Origin of the sequence: Kitasatospora cheerisanensis KCTC 2395, from assembly GCF_000696185.1 — a bacterium.
Classification (GTDB): Bacteria; Actinomycetota; Actinomycetes; order Streptomycetales; family Streptomycetaceae; genus Kitasatospora; species Kitasatospora cheerisanensis.
Window position 1 is genome coordinate 7,090,913 of sequence record NZ_KK853997.1, and the last position, 19,157, is coordinate 7,110,069.

At 75.0% G+C, this 19,157-nt stretch carries 20 protein-coding genes and 1 pseudogene; 18 read left to right on the forward strand and 3 right to left on the reverse strand.

The window, feature by feature from the left end:
- Positions 1 to 81: 81 nt before the first annotated feature.
- From KCH_RS31855 to KCH_RS31925, 16 genes and pseudogenes are all read left to right on the forward strand, one after another.
- The gene (locus KCH_RS31855; RefSeq protein ID WP_051653672.1) at positions 82 to 1,356 is read left to right on the forward strand and encodes an FKBP-type peptidyl-prolyl cis-trans isomerase; all 1,275 of its coding nucleotides are present in this window, start codon (positions 82 to 84) and stop codon (positions 1,354 to 1,356) included.
- A 60-nt stretch (positions 1,357 to 1,416) separates the two neighbouring features.
- Complete coding sequence (locus tag KCH_RS31860; protein ID WP_035868835.1) at positions 1,417 to 1,788, forward strand: FKBP-type peptidyl-prolyl cis-trans isomerase; 372 nt, start codon at positions 1,417 to 1,419, stop codon at positions 1,786 to 1,788.
- A 117-nt stretch (positions 1,789 to 1,905) separates the two neighbouring features.
- A complete protein-coding gene (locus KCH_RS31865) occupies positions 1,906 to 2,883 on the forward strand; it encodes a helix-turn-helix transcriptional regulator (protein ID WP_035868838.1) in 978 nt (325 codons plus the stop codon).
- Positions 2,884 to 2,909: 26 nt separating this feature from the next.
- Positions 2,910 to 3,836: a helix-turn-helix transcriptional regulator gene (locus KCH_RS31870; protein WP_051654077.1), complete on the forward strand. Its 927-nt coding sequence runs from the start codon at positions 2,910 to 2,912 to the stop codon at positions 3,834 to 3,836.
- Between the two features lie 5 nt (positions 3,837 to 3,841).
- Positions 3,842 to 4,072 carry a CpXC domain-containing protein gene (locus tag KCH_RS31875; protein WP_051653673.1) on the forward strand — a complete coding sequence of 77 codons (231 nt, stop codon included), beginning with the start codon at positions 3,842 to 3,844 and terminating at the stop codon, positions 4,070 to 4,072.
- 13 nt (positions 4,073 to 4,085) lie between these two features.
- Complete coding sequence (locus KCH_RS41845; protein ID WP_157032277.1) at positions 4,086 to 4,241, forward strand: hypothetical protein; 156 nt, start codon at positions 4,086 to 4,088, stop codon at positions 4,239 to 4,241.
- A gap of 146 nt (positions 4,242 to 4,387) precedes the next feature.
- A complete protein-coding gene (tatC, locus tag KCH_RS31880; protein ID WP_084224036.1) occupies positions 4,388 to 5,608 on the forward strand; it encodes a twin-arginine translocase subunit TatC in 1,221 nt (406 codons plus the stop codon).
- 119 nt (positions 5,609 to 5,727) lie between these two features.
- Positions 5,728 to 6,876 (forward strand): NAD(P)/FAD-dependent oxidoreductase, encoded by a 1,149-nt coding sequence (locus KCH_RS31885; RefSeq protein ID WP_035868844.1) that lies wholly within the window; start codon positions 5,728 to 5,730, stop codon positions 6,874 to 6,876.
- Between the two features lie 2 nt (positions 6,877 to 6,878).
- Complete coding sequence (locus KCH_RS31890; RefSeq protein WP_425268853.1) at positions 6,879 to 7,187, forward strand: (2Fe-2S)-binding protein; 309 nt, start codon at positions 6,879 to 6,881, stop codon at positions 7,185 to 7,187.
- Positions 7,168 to 8,571, forward strand: coding sequence for an FAD/NAD(P)-dependent oxidoreductase (locus KCH_RS31895; protein WP_051653674.1), 1,404 nt, complete (start codon positions 7,168 to 7,170; stop codon positions 8,569 to 8,571). The genes KCH_RS31890 and KCH_RS31895 overlap by 20 nt, the downstream gene beginning before the upstream one ends.
- Before the next feature lie 69 nt (positions 8,572 to 8,640).
- Positions 8,641 to 9,578: pseudogene (locus tag KCH_RS31900) on the forward strand (dihydrodipicolinate synthase family protein).
- 143 nt (positions 9,579 to 9,721) lie between these two features.
- Positions 9,722 to 10,729: a proline racemase family protein gene (locus KCH_RS31905; protein WP_035868850.1), complete on the forward strand. Its 1,008-nt coding sequence runs from the start codon at positions 9,722 to 9,724 to the stop codon at positions 10,727 to 10,729.
- 177 nt (positions 10,730 to 10,906) lie between these two features.
- Entirely contained in the window at positions 10,907 to 12,289 is a 1,383-nt protein-coding gene (locus KCH_RS31910) for an aldehyde dehydrogenase family protein (RefSeq protein ID WP_035868852.1), read from the forward strand.
- Positions 12,290 to 12,404: 115 nt separating this feature from the next.
- The gene (locus tag KCH_RS31915; RefSeq protein WP_035868855.1) at positions 12,405 to 13,412 is read left to right on the forward strand and encodes a proline racemase family protein; all 1,008 of its coding nucleotides are present in this window, start codon (positions 12,405 to 12,407) and stop codon (positions 13,410 to 13,412) included.
- Positions 13,409 to 14,377 (forward strand): ornithine cyclodeaminase family protein, encoded by a 969-nt coding sequence (locus KCH_RS31920; RefSeq protein WP_244305519.1) that lies wholly within the window; start codon positions 13,409 to 13,411, stop codon positions 14,375 to 14,377. The genes KCH_RS31915 and KCH_RS31920 overlap by 4 nt, the downstream gene beginning before the upstream one ends.
- A gap of 42 nt (positions 14,378 to 14,419) precedes the next feature.
- Positions 14,420 to 15,091, forward strand: a complete 672-nt coding sequence (locus KCH_RS31925; protein ID WP_035868858.1) for a GntR family transcriptional regulator — start codon at positions 14,420 to 14,422, stop codon at positions 15,089 to 15,091.
- A gap of 50 nt (positions 15,092 to 15,141) precedes the next feature.
- Here the strand turns inward: KCH_RS31925 and KCH_RS31930 are convergent, their stop codons facing one another.
- Positions 15,142 to 15,741, reverse strand: coding sequence for a flavin reductase family protein (locus tag KCH_RS31930; RefSeq protein WP_035868860.1), 600 nt, complete (start codon positions 15,739 to 15,741; stop codon positions 15,142 to 15,144).
- A gap of 65 nt (positions 15,742 to 15,806) precedes the next feature.
- On the opposite strand from KCH_RS31930, the gene KCH_RS31935 reads away from it, so the two are divergent.
- Positions 15,807 to 16,538, forward strand: a complete 732-nt coding sequence (locus KCH_RS31935; protein ID WP_035868862.1) for an ArsR/SmtB family transcription factor — start codon at positions 15,807 to 15,809, stop codon at positions 16,536 to 16,538.
- Here KCH_RS31935 and KCH_RS31940 read toward each other — a convergent pair.
- Positions 16,535 to 17,233, reverse strand: a complete 699-nt coding sequence (locus KCH_RS31940) for an ABC transporter ATP-binding protein (protein ID WP_035868866.1) — start codon at positions 17,231 to 17,233, stop codon at positions 16,535 to 16,537. The genes KCH_RS31935 and KCH_RS31940 overlap by 4 nt on opposite strands.
- A gap of 32 nt (positions 17,234 to 17,265) precedes the next feature.
- A complete protein-coding gene (locus KCH_RS31945) occupies positions 17,266 to 18,321 on the reverse strand; it encodes an ABC transporter permease (protein ID WP_035868868.1) in 1,056 nt (351 codons plus the stop codon).
- A gap of 130 nt (positions 18,322 to 18,451) precedes the next feature.
- On the opposite strand from KCH_RS31945, the gene KCH_RS31950 reads away from it, so the two are divergent.
- Positions 18,452 to 19,157 (forward strand): histidine kinase (locus KCH_RS31950; RefSeq protein WP_244305520.1); only part of this gene is annotated, 706 nt, incomplete at its 3' end.

The window sequence follows — 19,157 nt, forward strand, 5'->3', positions numbered from 1 at the left end:
GACCCGCTCTCATTCCGACCTGACATACTGCTGCCCCGCACCAGTGGTTCACGCGTCGTCGGGCGAGATGAATGGGGAGTCATGTCTGAGAAAACGTCTGGCCCGGACGAGGCCGGCAAGACCGGGCAGCAGCGTCCGGGAGACCGCGAGTCGATCGTCGTCCCCGCCGAACTGCTGACCCAGGCCGGCTGGGCCGCGCCGTCCGAGTCGGTGAAGGGCTCCGGGGAGAAGGACGACGAGGCGCCGCAGGTCTTCGCCTCCACGCAGCGCAAGGTCGACCTCTCCGAGGCCGGCTACGACGAGGACCCGGGCAGCTCGGGCCGCCTCGGCGCGATCCTCGGCACCGTCCTCGCGGTGCTGCTGATCGGCTCCGCGGTGACCATGTACGTGGTCAACAAGGACGACAACAAGCCCGCCGCCAAGTCCGACGCGGCGAAGCCCGCCGCCACCGACACGCCCAGCCAGGAGCCGGTGCCGCCGATCAAGGACAACGCCAAGGCGCTGCCCACCGTCACCGGCGACTTCGGCTCCAAGGCGACCATCACCGTCCCGCAGGACAAGCCCGACGGCACCTTCGTCGTCAAGGAGCTGTCCGCCGGCACCGGCGCGAAGGTCGAGAAGGGCAACTGGGTCTCCGTCGACTACACCGCGATGGACTGGAACACCGGCAAGGAGATCCCCGGCTCCTACGGGGAGCAGAACGGCAAGCCGCAGCTGTACCAGGCCGACGCCGGCAAGCTGATCCCCGCCCTGGACAAGGCCGTCACCGGCCACAAGGCTGGCAGCCGCCTGCTGGTGGTCGCCCCGCCCGGTGCCGCGTTCGGCGCCCAGGGCAACACCCAGCTCGGCGTCGGCGCCACCGACAGCCTGGTCTTCGTCCTCGACATCCGGCAGTCCACCGCGCCCGACGCGGTGCTCAGCGGCGAGATGACCGCGCCGCCGGCCGGCATGCCGCAGGTCAAGGACAACGGCAAGAAGCCGTTCGACATCACCCCCGTCCCCGGCGCCGCCGACCCGACCGAGCTGAAGTCGCACGTCCTGATCCAGGGCAAGGGCCGCAAGGTCGAGAGCGGCGAGAAGGTCGTCGTCCAGTACACCGGCGCGCTGTACAAGGACGGCAAGAAGTTCGACTCCTCGCTCGACCGCGGCCAGGCGTTCACCTTCGCCACCGGCGCCGGCAGCGTCATCGAGGGCTGGGACAAGGGCGTCGTCGGCCAGAACATCGGCAGCCGCATCGAACTGGTCATCCCCGCCTCGCTGGCCTACAAGGACCAGGCCAGCGGCTCGATCCCGGCCAACTCCACCCTGGTGTTCGTCATCGACATCCTGGACGCCGGCGTCGGCGGCGAGGACTGACCCGCCCGCCGCTGCGCCTAGGATGAACCCCGTTCACGCAACCGAACGAGAAGAGCAACAGTGAGCCTGACCAAGCCGGAGATCGACTTCCCGGGCGGCGACGCCCCGACCGAGCTCCAGATCCGCGACATCGTGGTCGGCGACGGCGCCGAGGCCAAGGCCGGCGCGGTCGTCGAGGTCCACTACGTCGGTGTCACCTTCGCCTCCGGCGAGGAGTTCGACGCCTCCTGGAACCGCGGCCAGACCTTCCGCTTCCCGCTGGGCGGCGGCCGGGTCATCAAGGGCTGGGACCAGGGCGTCGAGGGCATGCGCGTCGGCGGCCGCCGCGAGCTGATCATCCCGCCGCACCTGGCGTACGGGAACCAGTCCCCGAGCCCGCTGATCCCGGCCGGCTCCACCCTGATCTTCGTGGTGGACCTGCTGGGCGTCTGACCTCGGACGCACCACCGAACCCCCGGTTCCGCCAGGAGCCGGGGGTTCGGCTTTCGCGGAGCGTGTCCGTACCGGTACGGTCGGCGGGTCACCCCCCGATCGGAGGAAAGGTCAGCGATGGCGATCGCCAAGGCAGAGCGGCTGATGAACCTCGCCCTGTGCCTGATGAACACCCGGCGTCCGCTCTCCAAGAAAGAGCTGCGCGAATCCGTCGAGGCGTACCGGGAGGCCTGGCAACAGGGCTCCGAGGACGCCTTCAACCGGATGTTCGAGCGCGACAAGGACGACCTGCGCGAACTCGGCCTGATCATCGACGTGGACGAGAACGCGCTCGACGGCGAAGTGGGCTACCTCGCCCGCCGCGACCGCAACCGCCTCCCCGAGATCGCCCTGGACGCCGAGGAGGCCGCCGCGCTCGCCCTCGCTGCCCGGGTCTGGCAGCAGGCCAAGATGTCCGGCGCGGCCAGCGGGGCGCTGCAGAAGCTGCGCGCCGCCGGCGTCCCGTTCGCCGAGGAGCGCGAGCACGGCGCGCTGGAGCCGCGGATCCCCGGCCGGGAGGCCGCGTTCGAACCGCTGCTGGTCGCCGCCCGCGACCGGCGCCCGGTCACCTTCGAGTACCGCAAGGCCGGCGCCGCCACCGCCGAGCCCCGCTCGGTCGAGCCGTGGGCGCTGGAGTGCTGGCGCGGCCACTGGTACCTGGCCGGCTGGGACCGCGACCGCGGCTCCGCCCGGGTGTTCCGGCTGTCCCGGATCACCGGCAAGGTCCGTTCCCGGGCCGGCGCGTTCACCGGCGACGTCCCCGAGCACGTCGACGTGCGCGCCGTGGTCGCCCGGTTCGCCGGCGAGGGCGCGACCGCCACCGCCGTGGTCCGGATCCGCCGCGGCGCCGCCTACCCGCTGCGCCAGCGCGCCCTGGACGACGCCCGGCCGGTCGACGCCGACTGGGACGAGCTGGACATCCCGTACGGCAACGGCCTGGGCGCCGACCTCGCCGAGTACGGGCCCGACGTCATCGTGATCGGCCCCGAGGACCTGCGGGCCGACGTCATCGACCGGCTGCGCGCGGTCGCCGGTCTCGCGGAGGTTCAGTCGTGAGCAATGCCATCGACCAGACGCGGCGGATGCTGTCGCTGGTGACGTACCTGCGCGAGCGGCCCGGCGCCGAGGTCGCCGAGGTGGCCCGGGCGTTCGGGATCACCGAGCGCGAACTGATCGGCGACCTGAACGTGCTGCCGATGTGCGGCACCTCCTTCCGCGGCGGCGACCTGCTCGACATCGACACCGACGGCGAGCGGATCTGGTGGCACAACGTGGACGACGTCGCCCAGCCGCTGCGGCTGGCCGCCGACGAGGCCACCGCGCTGCTGGTCGCCGCCCGCGCCGTGGCCGGCCTGCCCGGCCTGCGCGAACGCGACCGGCAGGCGCTCACCCGGGCCGTCGCCAAGATCGAGGACGCGGCCGGCGAGAGCGCCGAGTCCGCCGCCCGGATCGGCGTCACCTTCGAGGCCGAGGGCACCGTCTTCGCCGACATCGACCGGGCGCTCAGCGAGGGCCGGCTGATCTGGCTGCGCTACTGGTCGCACGGCCGCGGCGAGCTCACCGAGCGCGAGGTCGACCCGATCCGGCTGGTCACGGAGGGCCACACCTACCTGGAAGGCTGGTGCCGCACCTCCGAGGACCGGCGTACCTTCCGGCTCGACCGGATCGCCGAGATCAAGGTCCTCGACGAGCCCGCCAACCCGCCCCGCCTCCAGCCCCGCGACCTGTCCGCGGGCCTGGTCGCGCCGGACGCCGACGACCCGCAGGTGGTCGTCGAGGTCGGCCCCGGCGGCCGCTGGGTCGCCGAGTACTACACCCACGACAGCGCCGAGGAGCTGCCCGACGGCGGCCTGCGGATCACCCTGCGCTCCGCCGAGCCGTCCGGGCTGCGCCCGCTCGCCCTGCGGCTCGGCCGGGACGGGCGGATCACCGCCCCGCCGCAGCTCGCCGAGCAGGCCCGCACCGCCGCGCTGGCGGCACTGGAGCACTACCGGGACGGACAGGTCTGAACCACGTGACCGAGGGCACCAGATTCAAGGTGTACTGCTCGCAGTGCCGGGAGAAGGTCGAGCTCCCGGCCCCCGAGTTCCGGCTGGCGCTCGGCGCCAGCCGGGAGCGCACCTTCTACAGCTTCACCTGCCCGGCCTGCGGGGCGTCCGTCCGCAAGATCGCCGGGGAGAAGATCGTCGCCGCGCTCACCGCGGCCGGCGTGCACACCATGCGGCTGCTGCCGGTGGACGGATAGGAAGGCCCCGCACATGAACTGGACCCTGGTCGGCGCGGTGCTGCTGTCCACCGCGGGCCTGCTGGTGCTCGGGGTGCTCGCCGCCCGGCTCTGGCTGGACGCCCGGGCGCTGACCCGCGAGGTGGACGGGGCGGTCGCCGCGCTCCGGCGGGCCGCCGAGCAGGACTGACCGCCGGGCGGCGCCGGCCGCCGCCGCGGCGGAGAGGGCCCGGTCACCGATCGTTGGGGACCGGGTTCCCGCCGCGACACCCCGAGCGGCTACCATCGCCCGCAGAGGGGGAGCCCTGCCTCCCGGACAAGGAAGGCGGTGCTCCGATGCGGATCCTGTCACCTGCCGCGCTGCTGCTGGTCGTGGTGTTCGCCGTGCTGCTGTTCGGCGGCAAGCGCCTGCCCGACGCCGCGCGGGCGCTCGGACGGTCGCTGCGGATCCTGAAGGCCGAGGGCAAGGCGCTGCGCGGCGAGTTCGCGGCCGGCGCCGAGGCCCCGCCGCGCCGCCGGCCGCCGAGCCGGACCGGGTGGTCAAGCCCGCCCCGGGCGCCTCCCGCACCGACCGGGCCGCCTGAACGGCACCGGCCGCACCACTCCGACCACCGACGAGCGCACGATTCGAGGACCGGGTTGAGCAAGACGACCAAAGCGCCCAAGGACCCTGAGGGGCGGATGGCGCTGGCCGACCATCTGCGCGAGCTGCGCAACCGGCTGGTCAAGTCGCTGCTGGCGATCATCGTGTTCACGATCGCCGCGGCGTTCTACCACCGGCAGTTGGTGGACTTCCTGATCTCCCCGCTGCCCGCGTGCAATCCGGACGGGTCGAAGCCGGCCGGTCTGAAGCAGTGCGTGGAGATCTCCAACATCGGCCTGACCACGCCGTTCGTCGTCGCGCTGAAGGTCAGCCTCACGGCCGGTGTGGTGGCTGCCACGCCGATCTGGCTGTACCAGCTGTGGAAGTTCGTGGCGCCGGGCCTGCACAAGCACGAGAAGCGCTACTCGATGACGTTCCTGGCGCTCGGCACCCCGCTGTTCCTGGCGGGTGCGGTGCTCGCCTACGTGGTCATGCCGGTCACGGCGGAGATGCTGATCAGCTTCATGGCGGACGGCGTCAAGTCGATCGTGCCGGTGGAGACCTACCTCGACCTGATCACCCGCATGGTGCTGGTGTTCGGCGTGGGCTTCGAACTGCCGCTCTTCCTGGTGATGCTGAACGTGGTCGGGGTGCTCTCCGGCAAGCGGCTGCTCGGCTGGTGGCGCGGGTTCGTCATGGGCATCACGGTGTTCGCGGCCTTCGCGACGCCGTCCGCCGAACCGCTGTCGATGCTGGCGCTGGCGGCGCCGATCTGGGTGCTGTACTTCATGGCGGCCGGCTTCGCGGTGTTCAACGACAAGCGCAAGCTGGCCCGCAACCCCGACGCGCTGCTGGACGACGAGGAGGCCTCCGCGCTCGACCTGACGGTGGACGCCGTCGAGGACGCGGAGACGGTCGACGCCGTCGAGCCGGTGCAGGCCGGTCGCCGGGACCAGATCGACGACATCACCTGACCTGCGGGCGACCGCGCGTGAACGGCCCCGGACCTGGACGGTCCGGGGCCGTTCGGCGTTTCCGGGGCCGGCCCCGGCGGGACTTGTCGGTACTTCTGGACATGTGACATATTACTGACGTGTTGAAGCGAACCTCCTACGACGCGGTGGTGGTCGGGGCCGGCGTGGTCGGCGCCGCCTGCGCGTACTACGCGGCGAAGGCCGGCCTCCGGGTCGCCGTGGTCGACCGCGGGCCGGTGGCCGGCGGAACCACCGGCGCCGGCGAGGGCAACCTGCTCGTCTCCGACAAGGAGCCCGGCCCCGAACTCGACCTCGCCCTGCTCTCCACCACGCTGTGGCGCGACCTCGCCGCGGAGTTCGGCGACCGCGTCGAGTACGAGCCCAAGGGCGGCCTGGTGGTCGCCACCGCCCCCGCCGGACTCGACGCCCTGCACGGCTTCGCCGCCGGACAGCTCGCCGCCGGCGTGGACGCCGTCGCCGTCGCCGCCGACGACCTTCGCGAGCTGGAGCCGCACCTCGCCGACGGCCTGCCCGGCGGCGTGCTCTACCCCCAGGACGCCCAGGTCCAGCCCGCGCTGGCCGCCGCCCACCTGCTGCGCGCCTCCGGCGCCGACCGCTACCTCGGCGAGGCCGTCACCGCGCTGCGCCGCGGCCCCGGCGGCGCGATCACCGGCGTCGTCACCGAACGCCGCGAACTGGCCGCGCCCGCCGTGGTCAACGCCGCCGGGACGTGGGGCGGCGCGGTCGCCGAACTCGCCGGCGTCCGGCTCCCGGTGCTGCCCCGGCGCGGCTTCGTGCTGGTCACCGAACCGCTGCCGCGGATCGTCCGCCGCAAGGTGTACGCCGCCGACTACGTCGCCGACGTCGCCTCCGGCTCGGCCGACCTGCAGTCCTCCGCCGTGGTCGAGGGCACCCCCGCCGGGCCGGTGCTGATCGGCGCCAGCCGGGAGCGGGTCGGCTTCGACCGGACGCTGAGCCCCGAGGTGCTGCACCGGCTGGCCGCCCAGGCCGCCGCGCTGTTCCCGGTGCTCCGCACGGTCGCCGTGCAGCGCGCCTACCGCGGCTTCCGGCCCTACCTGCCCGACCACCTCCCCGCGATCGGCCGGGACGCCCGGGTGCCAGGCCTGTACCAGGCGTGCGGCCACGAGGGCGCGGGCATCGGACTCGCCCCCGCCACCGGCCTGCTGATCGCCCGTCAACTCGTCGGCGAAAAGCCCGAGTTCGACCTGAGCCCGTTCCGCCCCGAGCGGTTCGACGAGGAGGAGTGAGCGTGGATCCGCTCGATCTGGTGGGCGCCGAGCCCGGGCCGGCCCGCACCATCCTGTTCGACGGGCGGCCGGTGCCCGCCCTGCCCGGCCAGACCCTGGCCGCCGCCCTGTGGGCCGACGGCGTGCTGGCCTGGCGCACCACCCGGACGGGCGGGCGGCCGCGCGGGGCGTTCTGCGGCATCGGCCAGTGCTTCGACTGCCTGGCCACCGTCAACGGCCGCCCCAACCAGCGGCTCTGCCTGCTGCCCGCCGAGCACGGCGACGCCGTCACCACCCAGGAAGGACACGGTCATGGCGACCTCGCGGTCTGAGGCCGGGCCGATCCGGTACGACCTCGCGGTGATCGGCGCGGGCCCCGCCGGGCTGGCCGCCGCCGACGCCGCCGCGGCCCTCGGCCTGCGGGTCGCGCTGCTGGACGCCGGCGCCCGGCTCGGCGGGCAGTACTACCGGCACCCCGCGCCCGAACTCGGCGCGGCCCGCCCGGAGAAGCTGCACCACGGCTGGCGGACCTTCGACCGGCTGCGCGAACGCCTCGCCGCCGCCCCGCTGGTCGACCACCTGCCCGAGCACCACGTGTGGGCCGCCGAACGCGGCGAGCACTGGACGCTGCACGCCACCCGCGGGCCGGAGCGCGCCGACCGGGCCACCGTCACGGCCCGCGGCCTGCTGCTGGCGACCGGCGCGTACGAGCGCCAACTGCCGTTCCCCGGCTGGACGCTGCCCGGAGTGGTGACCGCCGGCGGCGCGCAGGCGATGCTCAAGTCCGGGCTGGTGCTGCCGGGGCGGCGGATCGTGGTGGCGGGCAGCGGCCCGCTGCTGCTGGCCGTCGCCTCCTCGCTGGCGGCCGCCGGGGCGCGCGTCCCGGCGATCGTCGAGGCGACCGGCTACCTCGGCTACGGGCGCGGCCTGCCGGTGCTGGCGGGCAATCCCGCCAAGCTCGCCGAGGGCGCCGAGCACGCGGCCCGGCTGCTGCGGCACGGGGTCCGGCTGCGCCGCCGGGCGGCCGTCGTCGAGGCGCACGGCACCGACCGGATCACCGCCGTCACGGTGGCCCGGCTGGACGCCCGCTGGAAGCCGGTGCCCGGCAGCGGGCGGCGGATCGCCTGCGACGCGCTCGCCATCGGCCACGGACTCGTCCCGCAGATCGACCTGGCCGTCGAGCTCGGCGCCGCCACCGTCACCACCGCCGACGGCACGGCCGCGCTGCGGGTGGACGCCCAGCAGCGCACCAGCGTGCCCGGGCTGTGGGCGGCGGGGGAGACCTGCGGCGTCGGCGGCGCCGACCTGGCGCTCGCCGAGGGCGTGCTCGCCGCCCACTCGGTCGCCGGAAAGCCCGCCCCGGCACGGGAGTTGACGGTCCGCCGGCGGCGGCGCGGGTTCGCCGCGCTGATGGCCGCCGCGCACGCGCCCGGGCCGGACTGGACGGGCTGGGTCACCGACGACACGGACGTCTGCCGGTGCGAGGAAGTCCCGGCGCGGGCCGTCCGGGAGGCCGTCACCGAACTGGGCGCGGCCGACGCCCGCACCGTCAAGCTGCTCACCCGGGCCGGCATGGGCTGGTGCCAGGGCCGGATGTGCGGGCCCGCCGTGGCCTGCCTGTCCGGCGGGCCGCTCGGCGGGCCCGACAGCCGGCCGCTGTCCTGCCCCGTCCCGCTGGCGCAACTCGCGGAGCCGGACGAGCCGTTCGTGCAGTAGGGCCGGTGCCCCCCGGTGGGGCGCCGGCTCGGCGGGGCCCCTTGTGCGCCCCGCACGAACACTTATAAAATGTCACACATCATATCGAGGGAGATCCCCGTGACTCGCACCGCCCACGACTCCGCCCGCCCCTGGCGCGGCATCATGGTCGCCACCACGCTGCCGTTCCACGAGGACGGCACCGTCGACTACGACGCCTACGCCCAGCACGTCCGCTGGCTGCTCGACAACGGCTGCGACGGCGTCGTCCCCAACGGCTCGCTCGGGGAGTACCAGACCCTCACCGCCGAGGAGCGCGCCAAGGTCGTCACCACCGCCGTCGAGGCGGCCGGCGACGGCGCCCGCGTGATGCCCGGCGTCGCCGCCTACGGCAGCGCCGAATCCCGCCGCTGGGCCGAACAGGCCGCCGAGGCCGGGGCCGGCTCCGTGCTGCTGCTCCCGCCGAACGCCTACCGCGCCGACCACGACGCCGTCCGCGCCCACTACGCCGAGGTCGCCAAGGCCGGCCTGCGATCGTCGCCTACAACAACCCGATCGACACCAAGGTCGACCTCGTCCCCGCACTGCTCGCCGAGCTGCACGCGGCCGGCCACATCGTCGCCGTCAAGGAGTTCTCCGGCGACGTCCGCCGCGCCTACGAGATCGCCGAACTCGCCCCCGGCCTCGACCTGCTGATCGGCGCCGACGACGTCCTGCTCGAACTCGCCCTGGCCGGCGCGGTCGGCTGGATCGCCGGCTACCCCAACGCCCTCCCCGCCACCAGCGCCGAGCTGTACCACGCCGCCCTCGCCGGCGACCTGGCCACCGCGCTGCCGCTCTACAAGTCGCTGCACCCGCTGCTGCGCTGGGACTCCAAGACCGAGTTCGTCCAGGCCATCAAGCTCTCCATGGACCTGGCCGGCCGCACCGGCGGACCCACCCGCGCCCCGCGGCTGCCGCTGCGCCCCGAGATCGAGGCCGCCGTGCGCGCCGCCACCGAGAAGGCGCTCGCCGAGGGCCACAAGTAACGCCCGCGGCGGCCCGCCCGCCCCGGCCCGGACCGGCGACCTCGGGGGCGCGCGGTCCGGGCCGGACCACCGGCCCCGGGCCGGGCCGGGGTGACGGACCGTCAGGCCGGCCGGATCATCAGCAGTCAGGAGGGAACACCGCGATGCGGACCCGTCACGTCTTCCACGCCGTCGACTCGCACACCGAGGGCATGCCCACCCGGGTGATCACCGGCGGCTTCGGCACCGTCCCCGGCGCCACCATGGCCGAGCGGCGCGCCCACTTCCAGCAGCACCTGGACCACTTCCGGACCCTGCTGATGTACGAGCCGCGCGGCCACGCCGCGATGAGCGGCGCGATCCTGCAGCCGCCGACCCGGCCGGACGCCGACTTCGGCGTGCTCTACATCGAGGTCTCCGGCCTGCTGCCGATGTGCGGCCACGGCACGATCGGCGTCGCCACCGTGCTGGTCGAGACCGGCATGGTCCCGGTCGTCGAACCCGTCACCACCGTCCGCCTCGACACCCCCGCCGGGCTGGTGGTCGCCGACGTCCAGGTCCGCGACGGCGCGGCCGTCGGCGTCACCATCCGCAACGTCGCCTCCTACTCGGTCGCCCTCGACCGCAAGCTTGACGTGCCCGGGTACGGGACGGTGACCTACGACCTGGCGTACGGCGGCAACTTCTACGCGATCCTGCCGCTCGACCAGTTCGGCCTGCCGTTCGAACGCGAGCGCAAGGACGACATCCTGGCGGCCGGGCTGGCCATGATGGACGCGATCAACGCCTCCGAGGAGCACCGGCCCGTGCACCCCGAGGACCCGAGCATCCACGGCTGCCACCACGTGCAGCTGCTCGCCCCCGGCTCGGACGCCGCGCACTCCCGGCACGCGATGGCCATCCACCCCGGCTGGTTCGACCGCTCGCCGTGCGGCACCGGCACCTCGGCACGGATGGCGCAGCTGCACGCCCGGGGCGAACTGGCGCTCGGGGCGGACTTCCGCAACGACTCCTTCCTCGGCACCACCTTCGTCGGCCGCCTGGTCGAGGAGACGACGGTGGCCGGCCGGCCCGCCGTGGTGCCGACCGTCACCGGCCGCGCCTGGGTGACGGGCACCGCGCAGTACTTCCTCGACCCGACCGATCCGTTCCCGGCCGGGTTCCTGCTCTAGGCCGCCTGCCCGCCCGCCCGCCTGCCCGGTGCGGAAGGAACGGGTGGGCGCGACCGGGGCGCGGGCGTCGGGCGGGCCACGTCCGGTTCGGCGGAACCGGGCGCGCCGCCCGCCGGCCCGCGCCCCGATCCGGCCCACCCGGACCCGAATTCCCTTGCAACGAAAGGTGTTTCGATCGTGACCACTGTCGACTCGTACAACCCCGCCGACCCCGACGACCTGGTCGTCTCCGCACCTGCCGTGGGGGCGGCCGGAGTCGAGGACGCGATCGGACGGGCCCGGGCCGCCCAGCGCGAGTGGTGGGCGCTCGGCGCGGCGGGACGGTCGGCCGCGCTCGGCCGGGCCGCGAACGCCCTGGAGGCCGCCGGCGAGGAACTGGTCGCGCTGACGGTCCGCGAGGTCGGCAAGCCCCTCGCCGAGGCCCGCGGCGAGGTGGCCCGCACGGTGGCGATCTGGCGCTACTACGCGCAGGCGCCCTTCGCCGCCGCCGGGGACGTCCACGAGCCCGCCGCCGGGCCCGGGCTGCTGCTGACGCGCCGTCGGCCGTACGGCGTCGCCGGACTGGTCACGCCGTGGAACTTCCCGCTGGCCATCCCGACCTGGAAGGCCGCGCCCGCGCTCGCCGTCGGCAACACCGTCGTGCTCAAGCCCGCCCCCGAGGCCACGGCCTGCGCGCTGCGCCTCGCCGAACTGGCCGGCCTGCCGGACGGCGTGCTGACCGTGGTGCCCGGCGGCGGCGAGGAGGGCGCGGCGCTGGTCGCCGGCGCCGACATCGTCTCCTTCACCGGCTCCACCGCCGTCGGCCGCCAGGTCGTCGCGACCGCCGCCGGGCGCGGCATCCCGGTGCAGGCCGAGATGGGCGGCCTCAACTCCGCTCTCGTCCTGCCCGACGCCGACTTCGCGCAGGCCGCCGCGCACCTCGCCGCCGCGATCGCCGGCTACGCGGGCCAGAAGTGCACCGCCACCAGCCGGGTGATCGCCGTCGGCGACGCCTACCGGCCGCTGACCGAGGCGCTCACCAAGGCGCTCGCCCAGCTCCCGGCCGCGGAGCCGTCGTCGGCGTCCACCGCGTGCGGGCCGGTGATCAACCGTCAGGCGCTGGAGCGGCTGCTCACCGCGATCGACAGCGCGAAGGCCGCCGGCGCGACAGTGCTCACCGGCGGCGTCCGCGCGGACCGGCCCGGCTGGTACCTGGAGCCCACCCTGCTGGCCGACGTTCCCGCCGAACACCCGCTGGCCAACGAGGAGTTCTTCGGCCCCGTCGCGGTGCTGCTGCCCGCCGCCGACCTTGACGAGGCGATCGCCCTGGCCAACGGGACCCGGCACACCCTCGCCACCTCCGTCCACTCGCGCAGCCTGGACACCGCCCTCGCCGCCGCGGACCGGCTCGACGCCGGCATGATCCGCGTCAACGCCCCCTCCAGCGGCGTCGACTTCCACCTGCCGTTCGGCGGCGCGAAGGCCGCCTCCTACGGCGCCCGCGAACAGGGCAGCACCGCGACCGACTTCTACACCGCCTCCCGCACCGTCAGCCTCCTCCCGGCGGGCGAGAACCGATGACCCCGCGCCACGGCGCCCGGCCGCTGCGCGTCGGTCGCGGCGGGCCGGGAGGCGCGGCCGCGGTGCTGCTCCTGTTCTGTTCGATCGTCAACGTGCGTACTGCCGTGGAGTCCTGATGAACATCACCACCACTGACTATCACACCGCCGGGGAGCCGTTCCGGATCGTGACCGGGGGGCTGCCGCCCGTGCCGGGCGACAGCGTGGCCGAGCGGCGGGCCATCGCGATCGGTGCCGGGGGGACGGCCACCGCGCCGCGGGCGAGTGCGCTGGACGACGTGCGGCGGCTGCTGACGCGGGAGCCGCGGGGCCATGCGGGGATGTACGGCGGGTTCGTGGTGGCGGCGGACGACGGGGAGGCGGACTTCGGGGTGCTGTTCTGGCACAAGGACGGGTACTCGACGGCGTGCGGGCACGGGACGATGGCGCTCGGGGTGTGGGCGGTGGACACCGGCCGGGTGGCCGCGCCCGACGACGGGACGGCGCTGGTGCGGATCGACGTGCCGTCGGGGCGGGTGAGTGCGACGGTGCACCGGCGCGGCGGGCGGACCACGGGGGTGACGTTCCGCAACGTGCCGACCCGGGTGCTCGGCCGGAAGGTCGAACTCGCCACCTCCCGCGGAACACCGGCGGTGGACCTCGCGCACTCCGGCGCGGTCTACGCCTCGCTGCCGGCGGCCGCGCTCGGCCTGTCCGTCGTCCCCGAGCGGCTGCCCGAACTGACCGCCGCCGGGCGGGAGATCAGGGCGGCGCTGGAGGGGCACCCGGCGCTCGCGGCGTACCGCGACGGCGTGTACGGGGTGATCCTGTACGACGAGCTGCCCGACACGCCGTCGGGGCCGCACCAGCGCAACGTGACGGTGTTCGCGGACGGGCAGATCGACCGCTCGCCGTGCGGTTCGGGCACCTCGGCCCGGCTGGCGCTGCTCGCCGACGAGGGCGCGCTGCGCCCGGAGCAGACGCTGCGTCACGACTCGGTCATCGGGACGGTGTTCACCGGCCGGGTCCGCGAGCAGGTCGGGGACGGCGTGGTCACCGAGGTGACCGGCACCGCGCACCGCACCGGCGAGCACCGCTTCGTGCTGGACGGCGACGACACGCTCGGCGCGGGGTTCCTGCTGTGAACGAGGGCGCTGCGAACGAGGGACTGGAACCGACGCTGGAGCTGACGCTCGATCACCTGGCCGCCGTGGAGGCGCTGGAGCGCGCGCTGCTGGACGGGCTGGACGTGGAGCACTGCCCGCAGCGCTCCGCGGTGCCGGTGCCGGCGGGGGAGCTGCTGCTGATGCCCGCCGCGATCGGCGGGTTCGCGGGGGTGAAGGTCGCGGGGGTGGCGCCGGCCAACCCGGCGGCGGGGCTGCCCCGGATCACCGGCAGCTACCTGCTGCTGGACGGTCCGACGCTGCAGCCGCTCGCCCTGCTGGACGGCGCGGCGCTCACCGCGCTGCGCACGCCCGCCGTGACCGCGCTCGCGCTGCGCGCCCTCGCGGGGCCGGACGCCGCGCACCTGGTGGTGTTCGGCGCGGGCCCGCAGGCGTTCGGGCACGTGGCGGCGGTGCGCGCGGTGCTGCCGCTGGAGCGGGTCACGGTGGTGGCCCGCCGTCCCGGTCCGGCGGCCGAACTGGCGCGCTTCGCGGCCTCCTCGGGCCTGGACGCGGCGGTGGGCGGCCCGGAGGCGGTGGCGAAGGCGGACGTGGTGGTGTGCTGCACCACGGCGCGCACCCCGCTGTTCGACGGGCGGCTGGTGCCGGACGGCGCGGCGGTCGCGGCGGTCGGCTCGCACGAGCCGGACGCCCGCGAGGTGGACGCCGAACTGGTGGGCCGGGCCCAGCTGTTCGTGGAGGCGCGGGCGGTGGCCCGGCGGGAGGCCGGGGACCTGCTGATGGCCGGGGCGGCGGAGGAACGGCAGATCAATCTGTCGGAACTGGTGACCGGAGGGGCGGTTGTCCGCCATGATCGGCCGAGGCTGTTCAAGAGCGTCGGCATGGCCTGGCAGGATCTGGCGGTGGCGGCGGCCCAGTACGACGCCCGTCACCGGAGCCGAAGCGGAAGCGGAACCGGATCAGGGCGTTCACGCTCCGCAACGTGACATTGTACAATGGGGGTTCTGTTGAAGCCCCGGAGGAACGCCATGTCCGACCTGAAGCCCCGCAACCTCATCTCCGTCCAGGAGCGGCTGCGCGACCAGGTCGCCCACGCCCTGCGCGCCGCCCTGATCTCCGGTGAACTGCGCCCGGGCGTGGTCTACTCGGCGCCCGCGCTGGCCGCCGACTTCGGGGTCTCCGCGACGCCCGTCCGTGAGGCGATGCTCGACCTGGCCCGCGAGGGCCTGGTCGAGGCCGTCCGCAACAAGGGCTTCCGGGTCACCGAGCTCAGCGAGCGCGACCTCGACGAGTTCACCGAGATCCGCGCCCTGATCGAGGTCCCGACCGTCGGCCGGGTCGCCCGCACCGCCACCGCCGAGCAGTTGGAGGCGCTGCGCCCGCAGGCCGAGGCGATCGTCGCGGCCGCCCGCAAGCACGACCTGATCGGCTACCTGGAGGCCGACCGCCAGTTCCACCTGGACCTGCTCGCCCTCGCGGGCAACTCCCGCCTGGTGGAGACCGTCGGCGACCTGCGCAAGCGCTCCCGCCTGTACGGCCTCAACCGGCTCGACGAGCGCGGCGAGCTGGTCTCCTCCGCCGAGGAGCACCTCGAACTGCTGGACGTGCTGCTCACCGGCGACGCCAAGGCCGCCGAGGAGTGCATGACCCGCCACCTCGGCCACATCCGCCACCTGTGGGCGGCCGGCGACCGGGCCTGACATCCCGCCCCCCGGCACCCCGAGTCCGACGCCCCGCCCCTGATGCTCCGTCAGGCGCGGGGCGTGCGGCTGCGCGCGGAGTGGCCGAGTTCCGCGCCCAGCCCGAAGTAGTGCCGGAAGTTGTACACCAGCGGGCTCCACGCGGCCGGCTCCACGTAGTCGGTGCCCGGCACGGTGATCGAGTCCGCCGCGTGCACCCGCAGCACGTGCACCTCGACCACCAGGAACTCCCCGGTGGCGTCCGCCCGCAGGTCCGCCGCCCGGGCCTCCAGCTGCAGCGGGCACTCGGCGACCCGGGGCGGCGCGACCAGCTCCGAGGGCTGCGCGGTCAGGCCGGCGTGCCCGAACTTGTCGCGGACGAAGTGCGGCGCGTCCGCCCGCCCGGTGGTGGCGCCCAGCCGCTCCACCTGCCGCCACAGGCCCGGGCCCGGCACGTTGACCACCAGTTCGGGCCGGGCGGCGAGGTTGCGGGAGGTCTGCCCGTCCGGGCCGAGGCCCAGCACCACGGTGCGGTCCAGCGCCCACGCGGAGGAGATCGGCGCGAGGTTGACCTCGCCGTCCGGGTCGATCGTGCTCAGCAGCACCACCGGGGTGCCGAAGTACAGGATGTGCGGCTCCACCACGCGGTGGGAGGTGCGGTCGTCGTTCATGCCGCCGACCGTAGGCCGGGAACGCTTCGGCCCCGGCCGAAGCGTCGGCGCGGCACCATGGACGGGTGGACACCTCGACCAGCGCCCGCCGGCTCGCCGACACCGCCGCCCTGCTCGCCGACCCGACCCGGGCCGCGATCTGCCTCGCGCTGCTCGACGGCCGGGCCTGGACGGCCGGTGAACTCGCCCGCCACGCGAAGGTCGCCGCGCCCACCGCCACCGGCCACCTGAACCGGCTGGTCGCCGCCGGGCTGCTCGCCGAGGAACGCCAGGGCCGCCACCGCTACCTGCGGCTCGCCGGGCCCGCCGCCGCCGAACTCGTCGAAGGGCTCGCCCAGTTCACCGGTGGCCCGGCGGCCCCGGTGGCCTCGCTGCGGGCCGCCCGCCGGGAGGGCGAACTCGCCCGCGCCCGCACCTGCTACGACCACCTCGCCGGGGCGCTCGGCGTCGCCGTCACCGAGGCGATGACCGCCCGCGGCCTGCTCGACGACCGGCACGGACTCGCTCTCACCCCCGCCGGCACCGACTGGCTGGGCGCGAACGGCGTGACCGTCGCCCCCGGCCGGCGCGCCGCCGTCCGGGCCTGCCTGGACTTCACCGAACGCCGCCCGCACCTGGCCGGCGCCGTCGGCGCCGCCCTGTGCGGGCACGCGCTGACGGCGGGCTGGGTGGAGCGGCGGCCCGACAGCCGGGCGGTGCGGGTGACGGCGGCGGGGGAGCGGGCCCTGCACGAGCTGCTCGGCCTCCGCTGGGACGCCGCCCCACGGGACGCCGGGCGGTCTCCCGACGCCGCCTAACGGGCCGTCAGGCGGCCGTCGTGCATCTCCAGCACCCGGTCGGTGCGGCCCAGCAGCTCGCGGTCGTGGGTGACCATCACCGTCGCCGTGCCGTGCGTGCGGGTCACCCCGGCCAGCAGCTCGACCACCTGCGCGCCGCGCTCGTGGTCCAGCGCCGAGGTCGGCTCGTCGACCAGCAGCACCGACGGGCTGCCGAACAGGGCGCGGGCGATGTTCACCCGCTGGCGCTCGCCGCCGGACAGCTGGTGCGGGCGGCGCAGCTGCTTCGGACCGGCCAGGCCGACCGACTCCAGCAGCTCCTCGGCGCGCCGCCGGGCCGCCGCCGGGCGGCGGCCGCGGACCGACTCCAGCACCAGCAGCTGCTCCACGGCCGTCAGCGAGGCCAGCAGGTTCGACTGCTGGAAGACGATGCCGAGGCGCTCGCGGCGCAGCGAGGTCCGCTGCTGCTCGCCGAGCGCGCCCGCGTCCACCCCGTCGATCAGCACCCGGCCGCGGTCGGGGCGCAGCAGCGTCGCCGCCACCGCCAGCAGGCTGGACTTGCCGCAGCCGGACGGGCCCACCACGGCCACGAACTCGCCCGGGGCGACGGACAGTTCGACATCGTCCAGGGCGGTCAGCCGGCTCTCGCCGTCCGGGTAGGTGAGGGTGACGCCGCTCAGCGCGAGGCCGGTGCGGACGGCGGTGGTGGTGGTCATGGCAGAGTCCTTCCGGGAGTCGGGTGCGGAGGTCATCGGTTGGCGCCGAGCGCGGCGAGCGGGTCCACGGCGGTGATCCGGCGCACCGCGAGGGCCGCGCCGAGCAGGCCGAGCACCACCATCGCGCCGACCGGCACCGCGACCGTCAGCACGCCCACGTCGAACGGCACCGCGGCCGAGGCGAACGCCCCGCCGACCGCGCCGATCGCCCCGCCCAGCAGCGAACCCGCCACCAGCACGGCCGCGGCCTGGGCCAGCGCATCGCGCACCAGGTAGCCGCTGGACGCGCCGACGGCCTTGAGCACCGCGATGTCCGGACGGCGCTGCACCGTCCACACCGTGAAGAACGCGCCGACCACCAGGGCGCTGACCGCGAACAGGAAGCCCTGGATCATCTGCAGGCTGCCGCGCTCCGCCGAGTACCCGTTGATGCCCGCCAGCGCGTCGCCGCGGGCGATCGCCTTCAGGTCGGACGGCAGGTCCTTCGGCGTGCCGTGCACCGCGACCGCGGTCGGCTGCTTCTGGCCGGACACCTGCTGCCACGTCGCGGGCGTGGTCCACACGCTCGGGGCGTGCGAGAGCGAGCGCTCGGCGGTGACGGCGCTGACGGTCAGCTTCTCCGCGCCCAGCGAGACCTGGCTGCCCGGGGACAGGCGGTACTCCTTCGCGGTGTCGGCGCCGACCGCGACCTCGCCGTCCTTCGGCGCCGCACCGGCCGACAGCGGCGGCAGCAGCGCCGCGTCGGTGCCCAGCACGCTCACCGAGGCCGCGCCGCCGGGCGCCGTCAGCCTGGTCATCGCCACGCCCAGCGGGTGGGCGTCCTTCGTGCCGGCAGCGGCCGCCACCTTCGCCTGCTGATCGGCCGTCACCGTGCTGGACGCGAACGACACCTCCGGCTCCGCGCCCGCCGGAGCGCCGAACACCACGCCGTCCACCGGGAGTTCGGCGATCGTCGAGGACGCCGCCGAGGACAGCCCGCCGGTCAGGCCGTACAGGAACACCACCAGGGTCGTGATCAGGGTGACCACCGCGCCCATCAGGGCGAACCGCCCCTTGGCGAATCGGATGTCACGCAATGCGACGAACACGGGAAACCTTCCGAAGGACAAGCCGGACGAGACCACTCCACCTTCGCCTTTCCGGGCCGCCCTGCCATCGGAGAGACGGGCGGATCGCGCACCCACCGGGCGGTGCACCCGAAAATCCATCGAACGGTTGATGCCGCGCCGCACCGACCCGCGCCCCGCGCCCCGTACCCTCGGAAGGCGTGCCCCGTACCGAACCACAAGCCCCGAGCCGCACCGCTCACCCGCCGGCCCGACCCCCGCCCTGCGGCTGGCCAACCTCGCCGTGCACGGCCTGTTCTTCACCCTGCTCGCCGTGCTGCTGATCCGCGCCGCCGCCGACGGCGCGCTCGGCGCGGCCGGCTGGGCGCTCGCCGGGGCGCTCGCCGCCGTCTACGCCGCCGGCGGCGCGCTGCGGCAGATCCGCGAATCCCGCGTCCTGGGCACCGCCTGGCTGGCCGTCGTCGCCCTGCTGTGGATCGAACTCACCCTCCAGCACCCCGAGTTCAGCTACCTCGCGTTCCCGCTGTACTTCGTCTGCCTGCACATCCTGCCGCTGCGCTGGGCGCTGCCCGCCGTCGCCGTGATGACCGTCGCCGTGGTCGCCGCCCAGGCCACCACCCCCGGCGGGCTCACCACCGCCAAGGTGATCGGCCCGCTCGCCGGCGCCGCCGTCGCCCTGCTCACCGCCTACGGCTACGCCGCCCTCTACCGGGAGAGCCGGGCCCGCCAGCAGCTCATCGACGACCTGGTCCGCACCCGCGGCGAACTCGCCGCCAGCCAGCGCGAAGCCGGCCGCCTCGCCGAACGCCAGCGCCTCGCCCGCGAGATCCACGACACCCTCGCCCAGGGCCTGGCCG

Coding starts and splice junctions, on each gene's coding strand:
- KCH_RS31905 (WP_035868850.1), top strand. CDS start 9,722: ATGCGGACCCGTCACGTCTTCCACGCCGTCGACTCGCACACCGAGGGC.
- KCH_RS31925 (WP_035868858.1), top strand. CDS start 14,420: ATGTCCGACCTGAAGCCCCGCAACCTCATCTCCGTCCAGGAGCGGCTG.
- KCH_RS31930 (WP_035868860.1), bottom strand. CDS start 15,741: ATGAACGACGACCGCACCTCCCACCGCGTGGTGGAGCCGCACATCCTG.
- KCH_RS31855 (WP_051653672.1), top strand. CDS start 82: ATGTCTGAGAAAACGTCTGGCCCGGACGAGGCCGGCAAGACCGGGCAG.
- KCH_RS31915 (WP_035868855.1), top strand. CDS start 12,405: ATGAACATCACCACCACTGACTATCACACCGCCGGGGAGCCGTTCCGG.
- KCH_RS31870 (WP_051654077.1), top strand. CDS start 2,910: ATGCTGTCGCTGGTGACGTACCTGCGCGAGCGGCCCGGCGCCGAGGTC.
- KCH_RS31940 (WP_035868866.1), bottom strand. CDS start 17,233: ATGACCACCACCACCGCCGTCCGCACCGGCCTCGCGCTGAGCGGCGTC.
- KCH_RS31865 (WP_035868838.1), top strand. CDS start 1,906: ATGGCGATCGCCAAGGCAGAGCGGCTGATGAACCTCGCCCTGTGCCTG.
- tatC (WP_084224036.1), top strand. CDS start 4,388: ATGCGGATCCTGTCACCTGCCGCGCTGCTGCTGGTCGTGGTGTTCGCC.
- KCH_RS41845 (WP_157032277.1), top strand. CDS start 4,086: ATGAACTGGACCCTGGTCGGCGCGGTGCTGCTGTCCACCGCGGGCCTG.
- KCH_RS31895 (WP_051653674.1), top strand. CDS start 7,168: ATGGCGACCTCGCGGTCTGAGGCCGGGCCGATCCGGTACGACCTCGCG.